This window comes from Nitrosovibrio sp. Nv6 (genome assembly GCF_900110495.1).
Lineage (GTDB): Bacteria > Pseudomonadota > Gammaproteobacteria > Burkholderiales > Nitrosomonadaceae > Nitrosospira.
On sequence record NZ_FODX01000002.1, the window covers coordinates 255,838 to 281,028 of the forward strand.

17 protein-coding genes are annotated in these 25,191 nt (G+C 52.4%); 11 read left to right on the forward strand and 6 right to left on the reverse strand.

Annotated features, from left to right (window positions below):
- The first annotated feature begins 190 nt into the window (after positions 1-190).
- The 5 genes from tkt (at position 191) to fba (ending at position 7,275) form a co-directional block, all read left to right on the forward strand.
- Complete coding sequence (gene tkt, locus BMX66_RS07875; protein ID WP_090881082.1) at positions 191-2,206, forward strand: transketolase; 2,016 nt, start codon at positions 191-193, stop codon at positions 2,204-2,206.
- 80 nt (positions 2,207-2,286) lie between these two features.
- Positions 2,287-3,288, forward strand: coding sequence for a type I glyceraldehyde-3-phosphate dehydrogenase (gene gap / locus BMX66_RS07880; protein WP_090880546.1), 1,002 nt, complete (start codon positions 2,287-2,289; stop codon positions 3,286-3,288).
- 133 nt (positions 3,289-3,421) lie between these two features.
- A complete protein-coding gene (locus BMX66_RS07885; protein WP_090880549.1) occupies positions 3,422-4,600 on the forward strand; it encodes a phosphoglycerate kinase in 1,179 nt (392 codons plus the stop codon).
- 57 nt (positions 4,601-4,657) lie between these two features.
- Positions 4,658-6,112, forward strand: a complete 1,455-nt coding sequence (gene pyk, locus BMX66_RS07890) for a pyruvate kinase (RefSeq protein ID WP_090880552.1) — start codon at positions 4,658-4,660, stop codon at positions 6,110-6,112.
- Positions 6,113-6,210: 98 nt separating this feature from the next.
- Complete coding sequence (gene fba / locus BMX66_RS07895; RefSeq protein WP_090880556.1) at positions 6,211-7,275, forward strand: class II fructose-bisphosphate aldolase; 1,065 nt, start codon at positions 6,211-6,213, stop codon at positions 7,273-7,275.
- 179 nt (positions 7,276-7,454) lie between these two features.
- Here the strand turns inward: fba and BMX66_RS07900 are convergent, their stop codons facing one another.
- The 5 genes from BMX66_RS07900 to BMX66_RS07920 form a co-directional block, all read right to left on the reverse strand.
- A complete protein-coding gene (locus BMX66_RS07900; RefSeq protein ID WP_090880562.1) occupies positions 7,455-9,008 on the reverse strand; it encodes a CYTH and CHAD domain-containing protein in 1,554 nt (517 codons plus the stop codon).
- Positions 9,009-9,037: 29 nt separating this feature from the next.
- On the reverse strand, positions 9,038-11,119 hold the full coding sequence (gene ppk1, locus BMX66_RS07905; RefSeq protein WP_090880564.1) for a polyphosphate kinase 1: 2,082 nt from the start codon (positions 11,117-11,119) through the stop codon (positions 9,038-9,040).
- Positions 11,120-11,211: 92 nt separating this feature from the next.
- Positions 11,212-11,484 (reverse strand): oxidative damage protection protein, encoded by a 273-nt coding sequence (locus tag BMX66_RS07910; RefSeq protein ID WP_090880567.1) that lies wholly within the window; start codon positions 11,482-11,484, stop codon positions 11,212-11,214.
- Positions 11,485-11,756: 272 nt separating this feature from the next.
- Positions 11,757-13,097, reverse strand: coding sequence for an amino-acid N-acetyltransferase (gene argA, locus BMX66_RS07915; RefSeq protein ID WP_090880570.1), 1,341 nt, complete (start codon positions 13,095-13,097; stop codon positions 11,757-11,759).
- A gap of 262 nt (positions 13,098-13,359) precedes the next feature.
- A complete protein-coding gene (locus BMX66_RS07920; RefSeq protein WP_090880573.1) occupies positions 13,360-14,118 on the reverse strand; it encodes a 16S rRNA (uracil(1498)-N(3))-methyltransferase in 759 nt (252 codons plus the stop codon).
- A 200-nt stretch (positions 14,119-14,318) separates the two neighbouring features.
- Here BMX66_RS07920 and BMX66_RS07925 point away from each other — a divergent pair, with 200 nt between their 5' ends.
- From BMX66_RS07925 to BMX66_RS16010, 5 genes are all read left to right on the forward strand, one after another.
- Entirely contained in the window at positions 14,319-14,876 is a 558-nt protein-coding gene (locus BMX66_RS07925; RefSeq protein WP_090880576.1) for a thioredoxin family protein, read from the forward strand.
- A 3-nt stretch (positions 14,877-14,879) separates the two neighbouring features.
- Positions 14,880-15,662 carry an inositol monophosphatase family protein gene (locus tag BMX66_RS07930; protein ID WP_090880578.1) on the forward strand — a complete coding sequence of 261 codons (783 nt, stop codon included), beginning with the start codon at positions 14,880-14,882 and terminating at the stop codon, positions 15,660-15,662.
- Between the two features lie 312 nt (positions 15,663-15,974).
- The gene (prsT, locus tag BMX66_RS07935; RefSeq protein ID WP_090880581.1) at positions 15,975-18,767 is read left to right on the forward strand and encodes an XrtA/PEP-CTERM system TPR-repeat protein PrsT; all 2,793 of its coding nucleotides are present in this window, start codon (positions 15,975-15,977) and stop codon (positions 18,765-18,767) included.
- Positions 18,768-19,734: 967 nt separating this feature from the next.
- A complete protein-coding gene (locus BMX66_RS07940; protein WP_090880584.1) occupies positions 19,735-20,475 on the forward strand; it encodes an N-acyl amino acid synthase FeeM domain-containing protein in 741 nt (246 codons plus the stop codon).
- A 997-nt stretch (positions 20,476-21,472) separates the two neighbouring features.
- Entirely contained in the window at positions 21,473-22,441 is a 969-nt protein-coding gene (locus BMX66_RS16010; protein ID WP_090880587.1) for an EDSAP-1 family PEP-CTERM protein, read from the forward strand.
- 177 nt (positions 22,442-22,618) lie between these two features.
- On the opposite strand, the gene BMX66_RS07950 is transcribed toward BMX66_RS16010, so the two are convergent.
- Positions 22,619-23,866, reverse strand: a complete 1,248-nt coding sequence (locus BMX66_RS07950) for a nucleotide disphospho-sugar-binding domain-containing protein (RefSeq protein WP_090880590.1) — start codon at positions 23,864-23,866, stop codon at positions 22,619-22,621.
- A 350-nt stretch (positions 23,867-24,216) separates the two neighbouring features.
- On the opposite strand from BMX66_RS07950, the gene BMX66_RS07955 reads away from it, so the two are divergent.
- Complete coding sequence (locus BMX66_RS07955) at positions 24,217-25,188, forward strand: PEP-CTERM sorting domain-containing protein (protein WP_177168756.1); 972 nt, start codon at positions 24,217-24,219, stop codon at positions 25,186-25,188.
- Positions 25,189-25,191: the final 3 nt, after the last annotated feature.

The following is a 25,191-nucleotide window of genomic DNA, read 5'->3' on the forward strand; positions in this document are numbered from 1 at the left end:
ACCCGGTCGGATTTATGGGCGCGCGAGCTTGATTGCCGATAACCTGTGATTTGTCATGTTGTCTGACATCGTATCTTAAGCGATAATAACGATTTTGCCGATCCGCACCGCTGCCCGGCGCTTCCCGTGTTGGGAGAGCGGTGTTTTTATGTGCCAAATATATTTCCGTTGAGTAAGGGAGTCCATGTTCATGGGAACATTTAGAGATTTTGAAGCGCCGGTGTTCAAAAACCTGACGAGCGCTATCCGTGCGCTGGCTATGGACGCTGTTCAGAAAGCCAATTCGGGTCACCCGGGTATGCCCATGGGCATGGCGGAGATAGCTGAAGTATTATGGATTCACCATTTGCGCCACAACCCCGCGAATCCGGCGTGGGCCGACCGGGACCGGTTCGTGCTGTCCAATGGGCACGGCTCGATGCTGATTTACGCCTTGCTGCACCTCACCGGCTACGATTTGCCAATGGAGGAAATAAAGCGCTTCCGCCAGCTTCACTCCAAGACTCCCGGCCATCCCGAATATGGTTATACGCCTGGCGTGGAAACCACAACCGGTCCCCTGGGGCAAGGTATCACCAATGGTGTCGGCATGGCGCTGGCGGAAAAAATACTTGCCGCGGATTTCAACCGTCCCGGCTTTGATATTGTCAATCATTACACCTACGTGTTTCTCGGCGATGGCTGTCTGATGGAAGGAATCTCTCATGAGTCATGTGCGCTGGCAGGAACACTGGGGCTAGGCAAGCTGATCTGTTTTTACGACGACAACGGCATCTCCATAGACGGCCATGTCGAAGGCTGGTTCACCGATGATACGCCCAAGCGTTTTGAAGCCTATGGCTGGCATGTGGTGCCCAACGTCAATGGCCACGACCCGGTGGCTATTGAAGCAGCCATCGAGGCGGCCAAGCAGGCGGGGAACAAGCCCTCGATGATCTGCTGCAAAACCGTAATCGGTATGGGTTCCCCCAACAAGGCCGATACTCATGAAGTCCATGGCGCCGCATTGGGCGACCTGGAAATAGCCGCCGCCCGTCCCCACATCGGCTGGGATCATCTACCCTTTGAAATCCCCGAGGACGTCTATGCGATGTGGGATGCCAGGGCGAAAGGCAAAAGATTGGAGGATGGATGGAATCGCAAGTTTGCGGAATACGCGGAGAAATACCCGGCCGAGGCCGCCGAGTTCACTCGGCGTATGTCCGGCGATCTGCCGGACGACTGGCACGAACACGTGGATGGATTGATCGCTCGTGTGCATGCGAAGGAAGAATCGATTGCCAGTCGCAAGGCTTCGCAGAACGCCATTGAGGGTCTGGCGCCAAAATTACCGGAACTGGTCGGCGGCTCCGCGGATCTGGCAGGGTCCAATCTTACCCTCTGGTCGGGCTCAAAAGCCGTCACCGCCGAAAGCGGAGGCAACTATGTTTATTACGGCGTACGTGAATTCGGCATGAGCGCGATGATGAACGGACTATCTTTGCATGGCGGCATCATCCCCTATGGCGCCACTTTCCTCATGTTTTCGGAATACGCCCGCAATGCCTTGCGCATGGCGGCCCTGATGAAAATTCGCAACCTGTTTGTATTCACTCACGATTCGATCGGGTTGGGTGAAGACGGTCCCACACATCAACCGGTAGAACAGACTGCGACGCTGCGTTATATACCCAACATGGATGTGTGGCGTCCATGCGATACGGTCGAGTCGACCGTTGCCTGGGCGCGGGCGATTGAACGCAAGAACGGACCGTCAACGCTGATTTTCAGCCGCCAGAACCTGCCCTTCCAGAAGCGTGACCCCGAGACCATCAAGCGGATCGACAAAGGCGGATATATTCTGTCCGACGCACCTGACGGCAAGCCGCGGGCCATCATTATTGCTACCGGCTCGGAAGTTGGGCTGGCGATGATGGCTCAAAAGGCCCTGGCCGAAACGGATGTTCACGTGCGGGTGGTTTCCATGCCCTGCACGAATGTGTTTGATCGCCAGAATCCAGACTATAAAGACAGCGTATTGCCAAAGGGTATAGCGCGCGTCGCAGTGGAGGCGGGCGTTACCGATTTCTGGCGCAAATATGTAGGGCTTGAGGGCGCCGTAATCGGCATCGATACATTTGGCGAGTCAGCGCCTGCCGGCGAGCTGTTCAAGCACTTCGGCTTCACCGTAGAGAATGTGGTAAAGGCGGTGAACAGCGTTATCTAATCCCGATCAGTGTGCGCACAATGCAGCGGGACTTATTCCCTCGCCTGGGGATCTTTTTTTAATCCAAGGAGTATTAAAACATGACAATCAAAGTCGGTATCAATGGATTTGGCCGAATTGGACGGATGGTATTCCGTGCGGCAATACAGAATTTTCCGGACATTGAAGTCGTCGCTATCAATGATCTGCTTGAACCTGACTACCTGGCTTATATGCTGCAGCATGATTCAGTGCACGGCCGCTTCAAGGGGGATGTCTCGGTTGAGGGCGATACCCTGGTCGTCAATGGCAAGAAGATCCGTCTGACCGCGGTCAAGGATCCCGCGGAACTGAAATGGGACGAAGTGGGCGCCGAAGTTGTCGTCGAGTCGACCGGACTTTTTCTTACCAAGGAAACTTGCCAGAAACACATAGCCGCGGGCGCCAAAAAAGTCATCATGTCCGCGCCGTCGAAAGACGACACGCCGATGTTTGTGTACGGGGTAAATGATGCAACATATGGCGGAGAATCCATCATTTCCAATGCTTCATGTACTACCAACTGTCTCGCCCCTGTCGCAAAGGTATTGAACGATACCTGGGGTATCAAGCGGGGCCTGATGACCACGGTGCATGCCGCTACTGCCACACAGAAGACTGTCGACGGTCCTTCCAACAAGGATTGGCGCGGCGGACGCGGTATCCTCGAAAATATCATTCCGTCCTCGACCGGGGCCGCCAAAGCCGTTGGCAAGGTTATCCCGGAACTGAACACGAAGCTCACGGGTATGGCTTTCCGCGTACCGACGTCTGATGTATCGGTGGTTGATCTTACCGTTGAACTGGACAAGGACGCGACCTACGAAGAGATCTGCGCCGCCATGAAGAAGGCATCCGAGGGACCGATGAAAGGCGTGCTGGGCTATACGGATCAAAAGGTTGTTTCCACGGATTTTCGCGGCGAAAGCGCCACCTCAATCTTCGACGCCGAGGCGGGCATGGCGCTGGATGGTAATTTCGTAAAAGTCGTTTCCTGGTACGACAACGAGTGGGGTTACTCCAGCAAGATTCTGGAAATGGTTCGCGTTATCGCCGGCAAGTAATAAACAGGAGGGATGCGCCGCAAGGGAGAGGAACGAAATGCCGGTTTCTTTCCCCTGACCTCCCGCCTTTCCCTTCAATTCATCATAAGGAACCACACCGGACTTCCTTATGCTTTAAAACTTGGAGTTTTCCGTGTCTGTCATTAAAGTCACCGACCTTGATCTTAAAGGTAAGCGCGTATTCATCCGCGCTGATCTCAACGTACCAGTGAAGGACGGCAAGGTTACATCCGATGCGCGAATAACTGCTTCGATGGCCACCATCAACCATTGCCTGAAACAAGGTGCGAAAGTGATGGTGACCTCACATCTCGGCCGTCCCGAAGAAGGTGTGTGGTCCGAAGAAAACTCGCTGAAGCCGGTTGCCCACAATATTGCCGCACGTCTGGGGAAGCCGGTGCGCCTGGTCAAGGACTGGGTGGAGGACAGCTTCGAGGTTGCCGAAGGCGAACTGGTCGTTCTGGAAAATTGCCGCATCAATAAAGGAGAGAAGAAGAATCTCGACGAGACGGCGCGAAAATATGCCAGGCTATGCGATGTGTTCGTGATGGACGCTTTCGGCACGGCGCATCGTGCCCAGGCTTCAACTCATGGTATCGCCAAATATGCGCCGGTAGCCTGTGCGGGCATTCTGCTGACGGAAGAACTGGACGCGCTTACCAAAGCGCTACTGAATCCGGCCCGTCCCATGGTAGCGATCGTCGGTGGTTCCAAGGTTTCGACAAAGCTTACCGTGCTGGAGTCTCTTTCAGAAAAAGTGGACCAGCTGGTGGTTGGGGGCGGCATTGCCAATACTTTCCTGAAAGCCGCCGGGAAGAACATCGGAAAATCGTTATGTGAAGACGACCTGGTTTCTACTGCGAAAATGCTGATGGATAAAATGGCGAAACGCCATGCCTCTATTCCTATTGCGGTAGATGTTGTGGTTGGAAAAAAGTTCGACGCAAACGAGCCGGCCGTATCGAAAGATGCCGATTCGGTTGCGGATGACGAGATGATTTTTGATATCGGTCCGAAGAGCGCGCAAGAGTTGGCGGACATCATCATGAAAGCGGGTACTGTCGTGTGGAATGGACCAGTTGGCGTATTCGAGTTTGATCAATTTGGCGCCGGCACCAAAACTATCGCCATGGCCATTGCGAATACCAAAGCCTTTACCCTGGCAGGTGGCGGCGACACGATCGCCGCCATCCAGAAATATGATATTTACGAAAGGGTGTCCTACATTTCCACCGCTGGAGGTGCTTTTCTTGAGTTTCTGGAAGGCAAGAAACTACCGGCCGTGGAAATACTTGAACAGCGAGCACGCTGATTTTATGGGTTAACGTACTCGGTACGCTATCTTTGTACGTCCCTCTACCCACCCAAAATGATCCGTAGAACAAAAATTGTAGTAACGCTAGGCCCGGCATCCAGAGACCCCAAGGTACTGGAGCGGATGATAAATGCCGGAGTGGATGTCGTACGCATCAACTTTTCCCATGGTACAAGGGAAGAGCATATCGCAGCCGCCGAATTGACCCGCTCGCTGGCACGTTCTGCGGGTCATGCCGTAGGCGTTCTGGCGGACTTGCAGGGACCAAAAATCCGCATTGGCAAATTTGAGAAGGGCAACATTCTGCTCAAAACCGGCGACCGATTCGTACTGGACGCTGAATGTGATCTGGGCGATCAGGAGCGCGTGGGCCTGGATTACAAGGAACTGCCGAATGATGTTGAAACCGGCGCGACGCTTATCCTTGATGATGGCCGCATCGTACTGGGTGTTTCGGAGGTCAAGGGGCGCAAGGTATATTGTGTGGTTGAGCAGGGCGGAATACTATCCAACAACAAGGGTATAAACCGCAAGGGTGGCGGACTTAGCGCACCCGCTTTGACCAGCAAGGACGTGGAGGACATCAGAACCGCTGCAGCACTCAAGGCGGACTACCTCGCCGTATCTTTCCCGCGCTCCGGTGATGATATGCGATGGGCGCGTAACGTAATGCGCGAGGCCGGTGGAAAGAGTTTGCTGATGGCAAAGATCGAGCGGTCGGAGGCTATCCTGGCGCTGGACGATATTTTGGAAGCCTCTGATGCCATCATGGTGGCGCGCGGCGATCTTGCGGTAGAAGTGGGCGACGCAGTGGTGCCGGCATTGCAGAAGCGAATGATCCGCACTGCTCGCGCCAACAACAAATTGGTGGTGACCGCTACGCAAATGATGGAATCCATGGTCACCAGCCCGATTCCGACCCGTGCAGAGGTATCCGATGTAGCCAATGCGGTACTGGATGGCACCGACGCGGTGATGCTCTCGGCAGAATCCGCCACAGGACAGTATCCGGTCGAAGCGGTCGCGGCCATGGCCAGGGTTTGTCTCGAGGCAGAAAAGGAATACCTGGTCGCCAGCGAACTCCGCCGGCTCCAGGGCGGCCTTCCCGACACGATAGAGGAAGCGATTGCACGCGCGACCATGTTCACCGCGGGTGGTCTGAAAATCCGGGCTATCGCGGCCCTCACGCAAAGCGGCAGGACGGTACTGCTGATGTCGCGCAGAAGTTCCAATGTCCCTATTTTTGCGCTGAGTCCACAAGAGGACACCCGCCGTAAAATGACTTTATTCCGCGGTGTCTACCCGGTGAAGTTCGGTGGCGGCTCGAACGATCCGGAGATCATCCTGAATCATGCTGAAAACGAACTGCTCAAGCGTGGCGCGGTGCGCAACGGTGATCTGATTATCATGACTATCGGTGAGCCGGTAGGCAAAGCTGGCGGCACCAACACCATGAAGATTGTGAAGGTAGGAGAACACAGAAGGCATGAACGAAAGCCGGAATCGTGAGCCTCACGAGATCCTGTTTTCCGTTTTTCATGCACTTATAGCTGAGAATTTATCACTTACGGTTCACGATAACTGATTCTAACTTGGAGGAGGCTCAAATGGCACTCGTATCATTGCGTCAACTTTTGGATCACGCAGCGGAAAATGGCTATGGCCTGCCCGCTTTCAATGTAAACAATCTGGAACAGATTCAGGCCATCATGCAGGCGGCCGATGAATGCGATAGTCCGGTAATCATGCAGGGTTCTGCCGGGGCGCGCAAATACGCCGGCGAACCTTTTTTGCGCCATCTTATCGCGGCCGCGGTAGAGGCATATCCTCACATTCCGATCGTCATGCATCAGGATCATGGCGCATCTCCTTCGGTATGCATAAATGCCATCCGTAGCGGATTTTCCAGTGTCATGATGGATGGCTCGCTGGAGGCAGACGCAAAGACGCCGTCATCTTATGAATACAATGTCGAGGTCACCGGCAAGGTGGTGGAGATGGCGCATGCGGTAGGGGTTTCTGTCGAGGGAGAGCTGGGTTGCCTGGGCTCGCTCGAATCAGGCATGGGGGAGGCGGAAGACGGCCACGGAGCGGAAGGCAAGCTCTCCCATGACCAACTATTGACCGATCCGGAGCAGGCTGCGGACTTCGTCAAGCAGACGGGCGTGGATGCCCTGGCAATTGCCATCGGAACCTCCCATGGCGCGTACAAGTTTACGCGCAAGCCAACTGGCGATATTCTCGCCATTGAGCGTGTCAAGGAAATTCACCAGCGCATTCCCAATACACATCTTGTCATGCACGGCTCCAGCTCCGTACCGCAGGATTGGCTCGATATCATCCGTGAATACGGCGGGGATATGAAGGAAACTTATGGCGTCCCAGTGGAAGAAATCCAGGAAGGCATCAAGCATGGGGTGCGCAAGATCAATATTGATACCGACATTCGTCTGGCAATGACGGGTGCAATCCGGCGCCATCTTGCTAAAAACAAGAGCGAGTTCGATCCGCGCAAATTCCTCAAGGATGCGACCGCAGCGGCAAAAGATATTTGCAAGGCACGCTTTGAGGCATTCGGCTGCGCCGGGCAGGCCGCCAAGATCAAGCCTGTCATGCTGGACAACATGGCCGGTAAATATGCCAAAGGCGAGTTGAAAGCCGTCATCAAGTAAAAACGCATATCGGGTCCCGTTGCGCGTCACTTCATTTTGACCATCGCAAGCTGAACCGGGACCGAGAGGACGGACAAAAGGCGATCAGCATGGATCGCCTTTTGTCTATGGGAAGATCGATCCGCCATAAACAGACGGCTTGCCTTTATCTGCTCGATTCAGGACGTATTGAAGAAGCTTTACCAGAATGAATCATTTCTCTTGAAACATACCCAGGTCTTATTCAATTCCGGCTTTTTCATCAGCGCCAGGTTTGCGGCCCAACCCCGGACGATGCCAATCGCTTCATGCATGCCATTCTTATCCTGACTGACAGGCAGTTCGCTTAGCAGTCGTTCGATAACGGCAGTATCGTTCATCTTGCCCAGAATATCCTGAAGTGCCGCCAAAGACTTAATGTAACGCTTCGTTTTTTTATGGGAGTACAGCCCGCCAAAAAACTCAGCGGCATAGCGTTGTTTCTTTACTAGGATACGTATCGCGTGTAATTCCGGGGCGCCAAGATTCGCAAGCTTCCTGCCGTATTTTTTTATTTGCCTGTGACGATGCGCCAGCAATGTTTCGGCGAATTCTTTCACCGGCGGCGCCCTGGATGCGGTTCCGGTGCCGGCACCTGAGGCCGCCGGGCCGGGCTGGGCAATCCAGGATTCCGCGCTTAACCATGCACCGAGCTTTAACATCATTTCCGTATAGTGCCGGGATTCAACTGCGTTGCGCGCATTCTCGTTGTGACCGCGCCATATTGCCTCACACTGTTCCCGTAGTGCCAGCATCTCCGGAAGCTCGGGAAAATGGGCGCAAACATCATTTAATGTTCCCGTTACAAATACATCCCAATCCCTGGCTGGCCGAAGCTGCCGGGAAAGCCATTTCAAATCCTGCGCCAGGGGAGAAAACGCGGATTTGGAAAATGCTTTCGAAAAAATACTGAAGGCCGAACGTTCTCTGCGCAAAGCAACTCGCATCTGGTGCAGATATTCAACATCCCGGCATTCCAGCATGCCCGGCTCGTTGCTATGCAAATGATTGAGGCAATTCCAGGCGATAGCTTTGAACGCTTCACTTACGTTCATTTCAGTAAAAAGCTGAACCGGCGCCGCTCTGAGAGGCGGAGGTTTATCGCCTGAAGCAAGCGTATAGCCACGCTCAGCCTTGCTTACATTTTCCAGCCTGAGGGGGACAGTGTGCAGCAGATCCAATGCAAGCTGGAATAACGGCAGCGGGCCGCCCGATTTCAATTCCAGTTCAACTTCACAAAACGGAACGCTGGCATCGACGGTGCTGACTACCCCCTGGTCCAGGCAGAACTCGGCCTCGCTGCCACCGGGAAGACATAGCGTACGGGTGCTGCGCTTGAACTCAGTGGTAAATACCGGACGCAATTGCTCGCGTATATCGGCATTTTTGAAAAATTCGATGAGGAAAGGATCTGAAATTCCGATGAAATCGGGCTGCGCTGTCCGCAGCGGGATTTCCCATTCATACCGCTGATGCAATCCCGCTGTGGCGTCGCCTCCGCCTTTAATGGACTGTATCCAGTTTTTGCCAGTACGGCGCAACCGGAAGGCAATATCGTGACGCCTTAGATCAAAATCAGGTGTATCGTAATAGACGGTGTAGAGTTTTCGCGTAACGGGGTGGGAAATACTCAGGGACTTTAATAATCGATTACGCCTCAATCGTGCAACGCTATCCGGCGGCAGTCGCAATTTAAGCTCGATTTCGGTAGCCATGGCTGAGGTGTTTTCCTTAATATAGTACCTCAGCCTTGTTTCGCTGCCGCCAATTCCGTAAGCAGCATCTCCTGGGCACAGAGCTTCTTTCCCCGGCGCCTGGTTTTGAGATGATAATGGCCATTACCATCCATTTCCCATGCCTGCCTGTTGTCCCTGAGGTACATGTTCAAACCTTCAGTAAGCACTCGCTTCTTCAATTTAGCCTCCAATACCGGAAAGCATATTTCAATGCGGCGAAAAAAATTACGGTCCATCCAGTCAGCACTGGAAAGATAGATGTCGTTGGCGCCGCCACGACGAAAATAAAAAATCCGGGTATGTTCCAGAAAACGTCCGATGATCGAACGCACCCGGATGTTTTCCGATAATCCTTTTATGCCCGGGCGCAAAGCGCACACGCCCCGGACAATAAGATCGATTTTTACTCCTGCGCCGGAAGCGTTATAGAGGGCCTTGATGATTTCCGGCTCAAGCAACGCGTTCATTTTTGCAATAATGCGAGCGGGCTTTCCCGCCTTGGCGTTCTGCACTTCATTATCGATAGCCGCCAGCATCTGGCTGTGGAAACTGAACGGAGATTGCCACAGGTATTTCAGTTTTCCCGCCTTGCCGAGACCGGTCAGTTGCATGAATACTTCGTTTACGTCGGCACAAACCTCTTCGTTGCAGGTGAATAATCCGAAATCGGTATAGAGCCTGGCAGTGCCGGCATGATAATTGCCTGTACCCACATGCACGTAACGCCGCAGTTTGCCTTCTTCACGCCGCACCACCATTGCCATCTTGGCATGGGTTTTGTGGCCAACCACACCATATACTACATGTGCGCCGACTTCCTCCAATCGGCTCGCCCAATTGATGTTGGCCTCCTCATCGAAACGCGCCAGCAATTCCACCACTACCGTCACTTCCTTGCCTCTACCAGCGGCGGCGATCAGGGCAGCCATGATCAGCGAATCGGTCCCGGTACGATAAACGGTCTGTTTGATCGACACTACGTCGGCATCCACTGCCGCCTGCTGCAAGAAATGAATCACGGGTTGAAACGACTGATACGGATGGTGCAGGAGGATATCGTTCTTGCGTATCATCTGAAAGATATCCGGGGCTTTTTTCTTTTGCAGCGTTAGCGGCAGACCGGGAATGAACGGCGGGTATTTCAGGTTTGGACGCTCAATACGATCAGGCACCTGCATCAGTCGCACCAGATTCACTGGTCCTTCCACTTGATAAAAATCATCGCGCGAAAGGCCGAGCTGGTCCAGCAAAAAATCCGACATGTGTTTGGGGCAACTGTCGGCCACTTCCAGCCGCACCGCATTGCCGAAATGCCGCTGGGGCAACTCGCCTTGGAGCGCAATCCGCAGGTTTTTGACTTCTTCCTCGTCTACAAACAGATCACTATTGCGAGTTGCGCGGAACTGGTAGCAACCCAGCACGCTCATGCCGGAAAATAATTCGCCCACGTGAGCGTGCAAAATAGAGGACAGAAACACAAAGTTATATTCGCTGCTGCTGATTTCATTCGGCAGCAGAATTACGCGCGGCAACACGCGCGGCGCTTGCACGATAGCCGATCCGGAACTGCGGCCGAAAGCATCCTTGCCTTCCAGTTCAACCGCAAAATTCAAACTTTTGTTAAGCACGCGGGGAAACGGATGCGAAATATCCAGACCAATGGGGGTGAGCACCGGCATCAGCTCGCGAAAGAAATAAGCCTTGATCCATTCCCGCTGTGCATCATTCCACGCGACACGGCGCAGGAAACGAACGCCCTCGTTTGCGAGACCGGGCAGAATTTCCTGATTCAATAACTGGTACTGCCGCGCCACAAGCGCATGCGTCTGCTCGGAAACCAGTTTGAATACCTCATGCGGTAACATTCCATCCGGCCCAAAGCCAGGTGTATCCAGATTAATCTGCTCCTTCAGTCCGGCAACGCGGACCTCAAAAAACTCATCCAGGTTACTACTGACGATACACAGAAACTTCAAGCGCTCCAGAAGCGGCGTATCCTTGTTTTCAGCTTGCGCAAGGACTCGTCGATTGAACTCGAGCTGCGCAACCTCGCGGTTGAGAAATCGGCTACCGGGTTGGGAGGTCGTCATGGATAAGCAGTAATTGCCTTACTTGTTAAGCCGTGGGCGGAAATGGAGAACTGAATTTTGCAGGTAACATGTATCTGCTTCTCCCTGCATATTTACTTCGTCGGGGGCACATAGCCCACAGGTTGCTCTGCCCCACTTCCAAAGAAATACGCCTCAAGCTGTTCAGCCAGGTACTTGCGTGCCTTGATATCCGAAAGATTCAGGCGGTACTCATTGACCAGTATGGTCTGATGCCTGATCCAGCCCGCCCAGGCCTCTTTCGATACGCTATCGAAAATACGCTTTCCCAACTCGCCGGGATAAGGTGAGAAATCCAGCCCTTCCATTTCGCGCCCGAGTTTGACGCACTTAACAACTCTTGCCATTTGATCTTCTCCAAATGCAATAGATAAATCTGAGAACTTCGTAGCTTCGCCAGTCGATCGATGGTCATACAACAATCCTCTCCGCAATGACTTCTACCATAAACCACGCGGCTTGACGCTATGCACGCAGCGAAGAAAGGCACAAACGTTATACCGGGCAGGGCACTGGTGGCAGACAAAGTTGCCACTGCCGGCTTGGACCGATTCCGGATCAGGTACGGAATGACAAGCTCATGGTCGGATAAATGGACCGGCAAGTTATCAGCTCCTTGCTATATTTGTTTTACGAATACCTTGGAGCGCCGCTGATAATTGTATAGTCCCTGTTTGGCTTTTGGTAGTTCGCGTACATCAGTCTCGAGGAAACCTCGCTCGACAAACCAATGAGCGGTTCGGGTGGTAAGCACAAATAATTTCCTGCTTCCCTGAGATCTGGCTTTGGTTTCTATATTCTTGAGCAACGCATCGCCGCATCCTCCACTGCGATAATCGGGATGCACGATGAGGCATGCAAGCTCGCCCGCTTTATCGTCGGGAAATGGATAGAGCGCGGCGCAGCCAATTATCATACGATCATGCTCAACCACCACAAAACGGTCGATTTCCATTTCCAGCAGTTCACGGTTGCGCCGCACCAGCGTTCCGTCGGCTTCCAGCGGCGCGATCAATTGCAGGATGGCGCCGACATCCTCTATCCTCGCATCCCTCAAGTTCTGCAACGGGCCCTGCGATATCATGCTCCCGATGCCGCTGTGGGTGAATAGCTCCTGCAATATTGCGCCGTCCACATGCCGACTAATGAGATGAACACGGGATACGCCGCCTTCGCAGGCCCGCATGGCAAAGGGCAGATACAACTGGACATCGTCGGAAAGTTTAGCCCCGCCATTGGCAAATTCCTTCAGCAGCGCCTTACCTTCAGCCACCGTCAGTTCGCGCGACAGTAACGTTTCCGGGCAACCGGAACGTTCCTCTTCTACACTCCCGGCATCCATCAAAAAAATGAGCTTTTCGGCTTTGAGCGCGATTGCCGCTTCAGCCGCGACATTTTCCAATGTCAGATTAAAAATCTCGCCTGTGGGCGAATAACCGAGGGGCGAGAGCAGCGCCAACTCCCCCTGTTCCAGCCGGGAACGGATGGCTGCGGTATCCACCCTGCGCACCTCGCCGGTATGCATCAGATCAACGCCCTCTATCACGCCGACGGGCCGTGCGGTTACGAAGTTTCCACTGGCAACACGGATGGCGGCGTTAGCCATGGGTGAATTAGGCAATCCCATCGACAATAGTGCCTCAATTTCAACACGAACGCGCCCTATCGACTCCTTCACGCACTGCAGCGTTGCGGCGTCAGTGACGCGCATTCCTCTGACGTATACGGTTTCCAGATTATGTTCGTTCAGCCGGGATTCGATCTGCGGCCGGGCTCCATGCACCAGTACCAGGCGTACGCCCAGACTTGCCAGCAGGTTCAGGTCATGAACAAGCTCGACAAATTTGCCGTCGGCCACCACTTCACCACCGAAAGCGACCACAAAGACTTTGTGGCGGAATGCGTTTACATAAGGCGCGACCGAGCGAAACCAGGCTACAAAGTCGGTATCGAGCCTCACGGTTCAGGCTGGTGCATTGAAAGCTGCATGGATATATAACCGTACCAAGCCGGATAAAATGAAATTCAGGAAGAAGCTCTACAGTTTACAGCCAAAATTCAGGCATCAGAACCGACCGGGTACCGCTACGGTCTGAATTGAACCTGAATCCAGCAGTTGATTGCTCATTTTTTCAGTTAAGCGTTATGACTATAATGACTTTTTACCCCACTCAAATTTCACATTCTGGATGGGAAGCCCTACAGGACGGATTTAGGTTGAATCAATAATCGCCCCATAGCGTCTGCATTGCGGCGACTGTCGCCAATGCGGCCGTTTCAGTACGAAGTATCCTCCTCCCCAATTGCAGTGGAACAAATCCTGCCACCTTGGCTGCGGCCTCCTCATCCGGTGTAAGGCCGCCCTCCGGACCGATGAGCAGCGTTATGGCAGCATCAGCGGAAGATCGGGGGAAATCGCGCAAGGCATTCTTTGCGACAGGCGAGAGCATAAAACACGAGTCAGGCGAAACGTTACTTTTACGATCACTGGCTTGGGTATCAAGCCAGTTGTGAAGCGGCGCCAGCGGCAGCACTTGAGGAATATGATTTCTACCGCACTGTTCGCATGCGGAAATAGCAACTTGTTGCCAATGGCTCATACGTCTCTCCGCTCTCTCGCCTGACAGCCTTATCATGCTCAGCTTCGTCGCCAGGGGCTGGATGCGGTTTACGCCCAACTCCACCGCTTTTTGAATGATCCAGTCCATTTTCTCGCTGGCGCAGACCGCCTGAGCCAGGGTAATGGCGAGTTGGGACTCGCGTTCGATATCCAGATGCCTTTCAGGTACGACCGTGGCGCCGTTTCTACCGATCCGCACGATGACCGAGAGGAATTCCCCCCCATTGCCGTTAAACAATATCACATTCGCGCCCGGTTCGAGCCTCAATACCCGAAATGCATGATGCGCGGCGCCTGCGGGTAGCTCGATGGCCCGGCCAGCGAAAATTTCGCCGGGGCAATAAAAACGGGACAGTGTCATTGATTTCAGGAACGAGAATTAATGGGCTTCTCTCATGATAATATTAACGCCTCGACCAATTTCAAATTCGTCTTGAATAGCACCGTCAACAAATTGGTTATCAATTATATCCGGTACTCGCAATTCTTTTTGCGCGAGCTTCGTTCAAGTATTGAGTTGAATAGCTTATAAGTCATTTGTCAATCATTCAGGAGAGGAACATGGCAAGCCTGGAAACCCCTGTTTGCGATTTCGGCTGGAAGGCGGTGGATTTCGATTTACCAGGAGTAGATGGGAGGCGCTACAACATTGCCTCGACAAGGGGCGAGAACGGGCTGCTCGTCATGTTTATCTGCAACCACTGCCCTTATGTAAAAGCGGTTCGAGACCGCATCGTGCGCGACGTGACGGAATTGAGAGAGTACGGTATAGGCGCAGTTGCAATCATGTCGAACGATCCTCTGGACTATCCGGAAGACTCATTTGACAACATGGTGCGAGTAGCAAGGGAATTTGACTTCTCTTTCCCCTATGTATGGGACGAAACCCAGCAGGTGGCAAAAGCTTATGGGGCAGTGTGCACGCCCGATTTCTTCGGCTTCAATGACCAGCTTGGATTACAGTACCGCGGCCGCCTGGATGCCTCGCGGAAGGAAGCCGCACCCCCCGGTGCGCGGCGCGATCTCTTCGAGGCGATGCGCCAGGTCGCAGAGACCGGCCGCGGACCTGACGAACAGATTTCCAGTATCGGCTGTTCGATTAAATGGCGGGTGGAATAACAGGTGCTCGATGCGGTCATTAGTGCGGTCAAAGCCGTCGCACAGCAGGAAATACTGCCGCGCTATCTGAAAGTAGCAAGACAGCGCAAGGTGGATGGCAGCCTGTTCACTGAAGCGGATATTGTCACGCAGGAAGCACTTTCGCGCGAATTACAAAAGATTTATCCCTGCCCCGTCGTCGGAGAGGAAATGGCGGAGCATGAGCAAGTCGCGCATTGGCATGCAGGTGACGCCGGACTGTGGTGTATGGACCCAATCGACGGCACTTCCAATTTTGTCAATGGCTTGCCCTATTTTGCGGTTTCGGTGGCGCTTATGCGACGAGGCAGGAGCGTACTCGGCGCGGTTTATAATCCGGTCGCTGATGAAATGTTCTACGCTGAGCAGGACAGAGGAGCCTATCTTAACGGTGAAAAACTGCCGATCAAGGAACATGTGCCGGCGTTGCGAAGCGCGATGGCAAACGTTGATTTGAAACGCCTTAGCCGCAGTCTCGCAGAGGGAATCTGTTCGGCTCGCCCATTTTCTTCTCAGCGGAATTACGGCTCCTGTTCGCTGGAATGGTGCTACACGGCGGCCGGGCGGTTTGACCTGTACCTGCACGGTGGCCAAAAACTGTGGGATTACGCCGCCGGCAGCCTTATTCTGGAAGAGGCTGGAGGGCGCATGTGTGGTCTTGATCAGGATGATTTCTGGACTGAGCCGCTCTGGCAACGCTCGGCCATCGCGGCGCTTGATCCAGGCCTATTTATTCAGTGGCGCGACTGGGTACGCGCGCACAGATAAAATATTCCCCTCCTTTTCACCCTATGCCAACTCCAGTACGGACCATCCAGCTGCCTCGGCGGTAGCCTATGATAGCCAGACAGAACATTATCTGTGATCATTTCCGCCGCATTCTATTTCCGTTCAGCTTTCAACCGCGCAAAATCTTCGAAATAGCCCGAGTACCATTTAATCTGGGTGATTTGTCAAAAGGGGTGCTAACCAGAACGGTTTGAGCATACACTACCACCGTTTGCCTCCGGGAATCAAGATTCCAGGGCTTGCGTTCACTTATAATTACAATCGCTAACGGAGAGAAGGAAGATTTTTATTATGCGTAATTCAAGCAAGGCTGCTGCAACCAAAAGGTTGTTGATGCTTATGGTCTCCGCGACACTGGTTGGAGGCGGCGTCGCTGGTTGCGGCAAGACCGAAGATGCGAAAGCTCTCATCTCGGATGCCAGGCAATATCAGCAAAAGGGAGATAACAAGGCTGCCATTATCCAACTGAAAAATGCCTTGCAGAAAAATCCGGATAATCCCGAGGCCCGCTATCTCCTAGGTACGATCTATAACAAAACCGGCGATTCGCTGTCGGCCGAGAAGGAACTCCGGAAGGCCTTGAGCTTGGGAATGAGCCCTGCTCAAGTATTACCTGACTTGGGGCAGACTTTGCTCAATTTGGGCCAATTTCAGCAGGTTCTGGATGAAACGAAACCGCTTTATGAAGATAAAAAATCCGCCGAAATTTCGACATTAAGAGGGAACGCTTCGCTGGCACTGGGTAAAACCGAGGAAGCCAAAGACCTGTTCGAGCAGGCGCTTCAGGACAAATCAAATTTTCCTGATGCATTAATTGGATTGGCAAAATATTCGCTCTCAAAAAGAGATATCGAGGCTGCCACGAATTTTTCAGAACTAGCGGTAACCCGAAACCCGGAGAACATTGATGCCTGGTTTTTCAAAGGTGACCTGCTGCGCATCCAAGGTAAGCTTGATCCAGCGCTTGCCGCCTATGATCAGGTTGTGAAGTTGAAACCGGATAACTCCTCTGCTTATATCAATAAAGCCTTCATAGAGATCGGCACTGGAAAATTCGAAGCTGCCAAAGCGGATATCGAAGCGGCCCGCAAAGTAGCGCCCGGCGGTTTGATGGTTTTCTATACTCAAGCGCTACTTGATTTTAACCAGGGCAAGCATGCTGCTGCCCTGGACTCCTTACAGCAGATACTGAGTAAAGCGCCTGAACACATGCCTAGCGTGCTACTTGCAGGAGCGGTACAAATCGCTCTGGGATCGGCCAATCAGGCAGAGCGTCACCTCAGAAATTATCTGGAAAAGGACCCGAAGAACCTCCAGGCACGCAAACTGTTAGCCTCTGTTCTGTTGAAAAACCGCGATACTCAGAGTGCCATCGCGGTACTGAGCCCCGCACTCAAAGAAGTGAAGCAAGACCCTCAGCTATTCACCCTGGCGGGTGAATCCTATATGCAGGCCAGGGATTTTGCCAAAGCAACGGAATACTTTGAAAAGGCCAGCGATATTGCTCCAAAAAGTTCATTGCTGCGTACTGCCTTAAGCATGAGCAAGCTGGGGCAAGGCGAGAGTGGCCGTGCGGTGGCCGAGCTGGAAACGGCTATAAAGCTGGATCCCAAATCATCCCGGGCCGGCGTCCTGCTGGTCATGACCCACTTGCGTCTCAAGGAGTTCGACAAGGCGCTCGCCGCAGTAAAGGCTCTTGAGAAGGAACAGCCGGATAATCCCCTTATCCAGAATCTGAAAGGTGGCGTCTATCTGGGCAAGAAAGATCCAGCGAGCGCACGATTGAGTTTTGAAAAAGCACTGTCTCTGGAGCCCACTTATTTCCCGGCTGCGGCAAATTTGGCTCAGCTTGATTTGCAGGATAAAAAGCCGGAAGCGGCCAGAAGGCGTTTCGAAGCTATCCTGGAAAAGGACAAGAAAAATACTCAGGCCATGACGGCGCTATCCCGTCTTGCTCTCAAGCAGGGACAAAACAAGGAGGCTACGGCTTGGCTGGAGCGGGCCAGCCAGGAGAATCCTGACGCACTCCAGCCCTCCCTGCTTTTGGGCGCGCATTACCTACGCTTGGGAGAAAAACAGAAGTCTCTTGCTCTCGCCAAAAAGCTCCAAGGCACTCACCCTGATGACCCCGATGTCCTGGAGCTTCTCGCACAAACCAAACTTGCCAACAATGACAAGGCCGGCGCGCTGGAGAGCTACACTAAACTTGCAGCCGTGATGCCGGAATCCGCGCTCGCTCAATATCGCGTCGCTTCTATTCATATGGCAATGGAGAACCCGTCAGCCGCATCTGACGCTCTCAAAAAAGCGCTGGCTATAAAACCGGATTATCTGGATGCCCAATTGGCCCAAGCTGCGCTGGAGGTACGTAAAGGAGATCATGAGCGAGCTCTCGCTATCGCCAAGCAGATTCAAAAACAACAGGGAAAGTCACCGGTGGGTTACATTCTGGAAGGTGAGCTGCTGACAGGGCAAAAACAACCGGTGCTTGCGGCAAAGGCGTACGAACAGGCATTTGCTCTCAACCAGAGCGGACCAATATTAGTGAAGTTGCATGCATCGCTCAGCCAGGCCGGAAAAGCAAAAGAGGCAAGCTCTCGCTTGACCCAATGGCTGAAGGACCATCCCGCTGACAGACCTACCCGCCTGTACCTTGCCGAAACATACATGGCAGAGCGGCAGAATAAAGCCGCCATCGAGCAGTATCAGATCGTCCTGAAGCAAGTCCCTGATTTTATGCCGGCACTGAACAACCTGGCTTGGCTTTACCAGCAGGAAAAAGACCCGCGAGCTCTGGAATATGCCGAGAAGGCTTACCAACTGGCTGCAGACGAGCCAATGATAATGGATACCCTGGGATGGATATTGGTAGAACAGGGCAATACCGCGCGCGGCCTGCCACTCCTGCAGAAAGCAACTTCCCTTGCCCCGGAAGCAGCTGAATTTCGCTACCATCTGGCATTCGGACTCGCCAAATCAGGTGACAAGCCTAAAGCCCGTAAAGAACTTGAACAACTATTGGCTACCGGAAAAAATTTCCCCAATATTGATGAGGCCAGAACATTACTGAAACAGCTGCAGTAAGCGAGTATTAGGCCGCTGAATGATTCTTACATGAATCCCCAACGCGAATTGACAGATGTAATCTTTTTATCTTTTAGTACAATCTTTCACCGTAAGCTCCAGTCAATGGCTTGAGCTTACGTTTTCATTTGTCAACTTGAAGGCGGTTTGCGCCTCCACCTTGGCAGCCCTGTAAATAAGCCCTGCAAGCTTCGCCTTTCGCAAGTCGGCCCAACGGTCTTGCGCCCATTCTCCACAACTCAAGCCCGGAATTCAAGGCCGACAGAAAAACTATTTGCTGATCAGAAAGCAGGTGTTTCAAGGGTAATTTCCGTTATCCCTTTCTACTCGACTTGTAGCTTTCCAGCGACAATTTAATTGCTTTATAAACAAAAGGTTAATTTAAAATACTGACCACCTGTCGGGAATTGACTACAGTCTAGGCTTGAGGCTCTTTTGGATGGCGTACTAATAGCTTGATTATAAGTCTAAAATAAATTGGCACGATTCTTGCTTTATAATTCTGAAGATCGACAAACTCTCATCTCAAAGTGGTGATTAACTGGTTTATTAGTGAAGGATGATGCTATTGACTAAGCATTGAGTATTGCATGACGTGTATTGGCATTCCAGCGGCAAAAATACTTTTTCTATGCGAGCAAGCTCTTTTCGCGCACCACGTAAATTATTTTGCCGTTTTTATGCAATGGATAATCTACAGGCTCCCTTCTTTTATCTCGATCAGTTCCTATGCGTAACGTTACGTAAATCGCCCGGCGGGTGAGATTGTCCAGCACTCATTTTTCCCGCATTTATGCTGCCACGGCAAATTACTCACTCTCGATTCGAATCTATCCTGATTATATATGTTTGATTAATAAGGGAATTTAGCATTATGCTATTATACAATGATGAAAGTCTTCGCTTTAACAGAACCCATCTGCCCTCTTCAGTCGGAGCAAGTGGGAAGTGCAACACGCTCCACTTAATGCCAAAGCCTCCCGCACACTCAAAGGGGGAGTTTCGGAATGAAATCCCTGATCAAAATTGTGTTTTAAGCCGTGGCGATTACAGTATCCGTCTAACCGAGCCATCGGAACGGCGCAGTGAGGCAAGTGCTCTGATCAAGCGCATGTACTCCTGGCGCGGCTATAGTACGGAGAGTACCGTAGTTTCTTCACACCACCAAACTACGCTGGAAGCATTCAGCGGACAGGATCTTGTTGGCACGCTAACGCTAGGACTTGATTCGGAAAATGGTTTGCTTGCTGACGAACTTTATGAAGAGAAGATCAGTACCTTTCGTGCGGAGGACAGAAAGGTATGCGAGCTGTCAAAGCTCGCGATAGATCCTCAGTTCAGCTCGAAGGAATTGCTTGCGTCCCTCTTCAATCTTGCTTATATATGCGCACGCATTATTCATAGGGCGACCGATTTCTTTATCGAGGTTAACCCACGGCATACTGGGTACTATAAACGGATGTTAGGATTCCACCAGCTTGGGGAAACGCGCAACTGTCAACGAGTAAACGCGCCCGCGGTGCTGCTGCATTTGGAATTGGATTACGTGGATGCGCAGGTTTCTTCTTTGGCGGGCTCGCATCAACCTCGGGAAAGATCCCTCTACCCCTATTTTTTATCCCATCACGAGGGAAAAAAGGTAGCCAATCGGATCCTGCACATTAACCGGCCAACAGCTTTCGATTGGACCGCCTTGTACTGCGGTTAAGCAGAAAAACTTTTGATAAGACTTGAAGTCTATTTTGTCCGAGTTTTACCTAACCTGGAATTCTGAGTCTATTCCCGCATCAAGCCATAACAACATCCGGCGAAGCTAACAACACAAGTATATGGAATGAGGCGGGTTCGCAATTAATTGTATAACTTAATCCCACTCATTTGTGTCGTGATCCGCACAGCTTTTTGTAGACAATTCCACAGCTGATCGCGAGCCGTATTTCTCTACCGCATTCCCAGTTTAGCCAATGCTGACGAGCGAATTCAACTGGTGCGATTTTCCAGGCGCTGCGAGGACGCCTTTCGCTGGACTCCTCTACTAGCTAACCAGTAATCTTCATTGGCATCCTTCCATGACTCGAACGGGTGGACGTTCAGCACAATGCGCGGGATTGCGCTGAACTCGCGCATTAGCCAGCGGAAGGACCCGCCTCCGCTGTCATGATTCGTCTGTGCAAAATAGGTGTACGGTCGTTCGCAGCACGACAGTAAATGTAAATTTACTCGACAAATGGCTGGGAACGCTCGTACCAAATGCAACTTTTATTTTGTCATTACTTCGCATCCAGCCGATCTCAAATCTCCACCGTCTATTCAGCCGCAGTTCGCCATCATCCTTCTATTCTCATGACACTGAGCCACCTTTTTCTGGCCACTACCCTGCTGAAATCTCCCCGATTGCATCAGAAATAGGAAACAAAACGGCGGTTGGATCTCGTCTTACCTTAGGCTCGCTCCAAGCGGAGGGAGACTACCTCGCGAATAAAGAGTGTCGAGTTATTTTACAGTTTAAGGTGCATTTGAGTGCCCGAGCTGATAGCTGGACGCCTAAGTGATTGGAATTAAACTATTAAAATAACGGGGCATATTTTTTGCTTTAAAAACGATATCAGAGGTGAGACCCGCAATTAGAACGTGGCTCCACTTCTGGTCGCTTCGCTTTTGAAAGATTACTCGATATCAAATTATCCAACTGAGGAGTATCAATCATGAAAACGAAATTCAAGCTTCTTACGCTGTCGGCAAGTGTGATGGCGGCTGGTATGGCGCTTTCCAGCCAAGCACAGGCCGGCGCCTATGCCTTCTCTTATAACCATATTCGGAATGGCATTATAACCGTGGAAGGTGGCACTGCCACTCTAACCAGTTCCAGTTCCTCAACCAGTACAACAGGGACGCCGATGCCGGTCACCCGTGCAGGGGATCTCGATACTGGTACGGCGCCCAATGCCCTCCCTGCAACGCAGGGGAGCCCTGTAAGGATCGACGAGACGGTGGGTGGTTTCGCCGAAACCGATAGCGGTTACTCGCCGTTCGGCCGGATCGCCAATTCATACTCCTGGGCCGATGGCAACACCATCCGTGAGCAGACTTCCCTTACTGAGGGATTCGAAGTCATCAATGCCGCCGAGGGGAATATTCACGAGGGGGTTGGCAGCGCCACGTCGGGCGCCGAAAACAGCTCTAGCTCAATATTGACAATGAGCCTGGATATGGGCGCTCCCGGTGCGTTGACATTTACTTTTGAAGCAAACCCATACCTGGAAGCGTTCATTCACAACGCTGGTTCCTCGGCCTCGCCCAACCTGGATAACAACATCACCATCCGCGATGATGACACAGGTCTCGTAGTGTTCAGCTGGGCGCCGGACGGCGCTGCTGGCGGAGTGACGGGCGGTACTGAAATCGCAGATAGCCAGAGCCTGAACATCAGCATCAATGACCTCGTTGCCGATGGTAATGGGGCGTTTTATTCCAATGATGGTGGTGCTTTTACCCAGTTTGGCGTAACAACCGATCCATTGGCGGCCGGCACCTATACTATCAGTCTCTTCACACAGGAATCGCAGGTCGTGGATAAAGTACCTGGGGAAGTTCCTGAACCGGCTACACTAGCCCTAGTGGGGCTGGGAATGCTAGGCATGGGATTTGCGGCCCGCCGCCGCAAGCAGGCATGAACATTCTGCACTGGCCATCTTGAAGGGCAAGGGGTAAAACCCTTGCTTTTTTTTATTCACTCACCGGCTCCTTGCGCTCTGATCCGCAGTCGGGCAACGGTTCACCAGTACAGACATAAAATTTTCCGACAACTGCCTGGGGCGGTCTATTGGGGCTGCAACGCTTAAATCCCGCCGTTACGATCGGAGTGGATCTGATGAAGGACCGTTCTCCCCGGCGAGTATATCCGATACAATTTTCCGAAAGCGTTGCCCCGCATCATACTGCTTCAACAGCAGGCCAATCCGGTGGGCCGCCTGAGCATAAGAGGGATCCCCCAGTATCACTTTGACCGCCGCCACAAGTTCTCTGCTACTGATCTCTCCGGCACGCAGCGAGAGGCCGGCGCCCAGGCGTTCCATCGCGTTCATATTCAACAGTTGGTCCATGTTGGAACACAGGCCAATGACCGGCGCTCCGCTAGCAACTGCCTGGTAGGTGGTCAGGCTGCCGCCATTGCTGATTACCAATTGCGAGCGCCGGGTTGCAATGTTCATGGGCAGGTAATCGGTAATGTACGCATTGGCAGGCATATCGCCCAGTTCGATTTTGCCGGCGGTAGCGGCCATAATGGTAACCGGTAGCCGCGCCAGGGCGGTAAGCACCATAGGCAGGAGTTCCGCCCGCCCCGAACTGCCCAAGGTCAGAAATATAAGCGGTTTATCTTCCGGCAAGCGATCCCACCAATCCGGTAGCAGTGTATGGGTGGACCAGAGCACTGGACCGAGGTAGTGGTGGCGGGTTGGCAAGCTGCGAGTCGGGACCAATTCGGGGATGTCCGCATATAGCGTGTAATCACCCCAGGTGTAGGCATTTCTAAGATCTGCCCTAAGAGGCGGCAGTCCGTAGCGGCGCCGCACCTGATTCAGTGGTCGGGCATGCAGGGCGAAGACCATGGGTCTGGCGATATCGAACAGTTTTTGCGCCAGATGGACCCCCAGAATCCGGGTCATAGGCAGATCAGGCACCGGATAGCTGATGTCTGCGAAAGGACTCCAATAGGCGTTGACTACTGCAACGTAAGGTACTTTGCTTAACGGCGCGCTTACCGCCAGAGATAACCGGAAATCACCGACGACCAGATCGGGCTTGACGCTGTCGAGCAGTTTCAGGTCGTCTTCAACGTACTGTGTAAGCGTCTCGGCGTTATACAGCGGCTTGCCTCGGGCAAGGGTCTCCGCAAACTCGACGGGGGAGATTGAGCGAATTGGACGAAACCCATCCCCAAGCGGTGCTTCCAGATTGATAAAACGAGGATCCGATGCAACAATTATCTCGTAAGACGATGGATCAAGGGTCCTTGCAAGCGTTGCAATTCGTGCGAAATGCGCAAGCGTGACTGCTTCCGCCACAAGAAGGATGATTGGCCTATTTCGGGTTTGCATTATCTCCACTCCGCTGAAACCGAATAGTGCAATAATGCGTGGATACGATGGCTCATGTGTGAATTAGCGAGTTCTTCCCGATGTATCTTGCAACTATAGCCCGGACAGTAAAGCAATGGAGGACAAATCTACGAACGGAAGGCATACTTCATTCGTTAAAATAAACGTATGACGCCTTCCGTCGGAATTCTTTACATTGAGCCATTAAAGAACGCTTCTTACGTTAACTGAAAATGCTATCACGCTGTTTAAATAGCAGTTTTTATGGGATGGCACAGTTCGTGCTTAAGCTATAGTGTAGTAAATGCATTTTGGGAAAAAATACTCATAATATGAACCGGAGATTTATAATGAAAAAAAAATTGCTTGTAACCGCCCTTGCTTCCGGGATTATAGGGGCTGCGGTTTTGCCGAGTGGCGCATACGCAGCTACTCTATTTATTACTGGTACCAATAACCAGATCTTTTTTAACAATTTCGAGAATGTTTACGATGTAAACGGCAATTACAAGGCACCCGGCACAGCCTTGGAAGTTGGGGACCATCTGGTCGGAATCTTCAATGTACAAAACATTGACTCCAACGGATCTACCCATTGGTTCTCAGGACCCACGGAACAACTTACCGGTATTTTTGCGCAACGCATTAACGCTATATTACCCACAGGCAGCGATACGTTCGATCCGGCACAAACCAGTTCGCCTCACTTTACGTTGGGAGCTCCGACAGTAACGGACTTTATCAAAGGAGGAGATAGCTTCAGTACCGGTCTGGTCGGAAATGAGACTTTCGCATTTTATTATCAAACAGGTGCTGGAACCACGGTATTTACGTCAGGAGGAACCTTGGCCGGCGATGTAGCGAATGCGACAGACGGCACTAATATTCTTACCCTGGGCTACAATGATGGCGGTACACCGGCTGATGGTCCCGCCAACGCAGGAGATGACACCGGATATGCGTATGGTCATCCGAATATTCTATCAACTTTGGCAAATTTTACGGGTGAATCCTTTTTCGGTTTGGATTCGATCCAAAATGCGACCGGACTCGGCTTTGGGCTGGTTAATGACCCCAATGAGGATGAGCTGGGCTCTGTAATTGGAGTTACTGGTAATCAGTTTTTTGGCACGAGCGAGTTTGAGATAAATCCCAACTCGGGAGCGTCAGGTGGTAATTCTCAATGGGACATCGCGAGTAACGATCCATTCACTGTCCGCCCAATCCCGGAGCCAGCGTCCCTCGCGTTGCTAGGCTTAGGGTTGGTAGCAATGGGTGTGTCACGGAAGCGGAGCAACAACCGGACAAGCAGATCGGTCTAATCA

Bases quoted from the DNA above. Each gene is read 5' to 3' on its own strand.
- tkt (WP_090881082.1), top strand. From the start codon at position 191: ATGGGAACATTTAGAGATTTTGAAGCGCCGGTGTTCAAAAACCTGACG.
- gap (WP_090880546.1), top strand. From the start codon at position 2,287: ATGACAATCAAAGTCGGTATCAATGGATTTGGCCGAATTGGACGGATG.
- pyk (WP_090880552.1), top strand. From the start codon at position 4,658: ATGATCCGTAGAACAAAAATTGTAGTAACGCTAGGCCCGGCATCCAGA.
- fba (WP_090880556.1), top strand. From the start codon at position 6,211: ATGGCACTCGTATCATTGCGTCAACTTTTGGATCACGCAGCGGAAAAT.
- BMX66_RS07900 (WP_090880562.1), bottom strand. From the start codon at position 9,008: ATGGCTACCGAAATCGAGCTTAAATTGCGACTGCCGCCGGATAGCGTT.
- ppk1 (WP_090880564.1), bottom strand. From the start codon at position 11,119: ATGACGACCTCCCAACCCGGTAGCCGATTTCTCAACCGCGAGGTTGCG.
- BMX66_RS07910 (WP_090880567.1), bottom strand. From the start codon at position 11,484: ATGGCAAGAGTTGTTAAGTGCGTCAAACTCGGGCGCGAAATGGAAGGG.
- BMX66_RS07920 (WP_090880573.1), bottom strand. From the start codon at position 14,118: ATGACACTGTCCCGTTTTTATTGCCCCGGCGAAATTTTCGCTGGCCGG.
- BMX66_RS07925 (WP_090880576.1), top strand. From the start codon at position 14,319: ATGGCAAGCCTGGAAACCCCTGTTTGCGATTTCGGCTGGAAGGCGGTG.
- prsT (WP_090880581.1), top strand. From the start codon at position 15,975: ATGCGTAATTCAAGCAAGGCTGCTGCAACCAAAAGGTTGTTGATGCTT.
- BMX66_RS07940 (WP_090880584.1), top strand. From the start codon at position 19,735: ATGCCAAAGCCTCCCGCACACTCAAAGGGGGAGTTTCGGAATGAAATC.
- BMX66_RS16010 (WP_090880587.1), top strand. From the start codon at position 21,473: ATGAAAACGAAATTCAAGCTTCTTACGCTGTCGGCAAGTGTGATGGCG.
- BMX66_RS07950 (WP_090880590.1), bottom strand. From the start codon at position 23,866: ATGCAAACCCGAAATAGGCCAATCATCCTTCTTGTGGCGGAAGCAGTC.
- BMX66_RS07955 (WP_177168756.1), top strand. From the start codon at position 24,217: ATGAAAAAAAAATTGCTTGTAACCGCCCTTGCTTCCGGGATTATAGGG.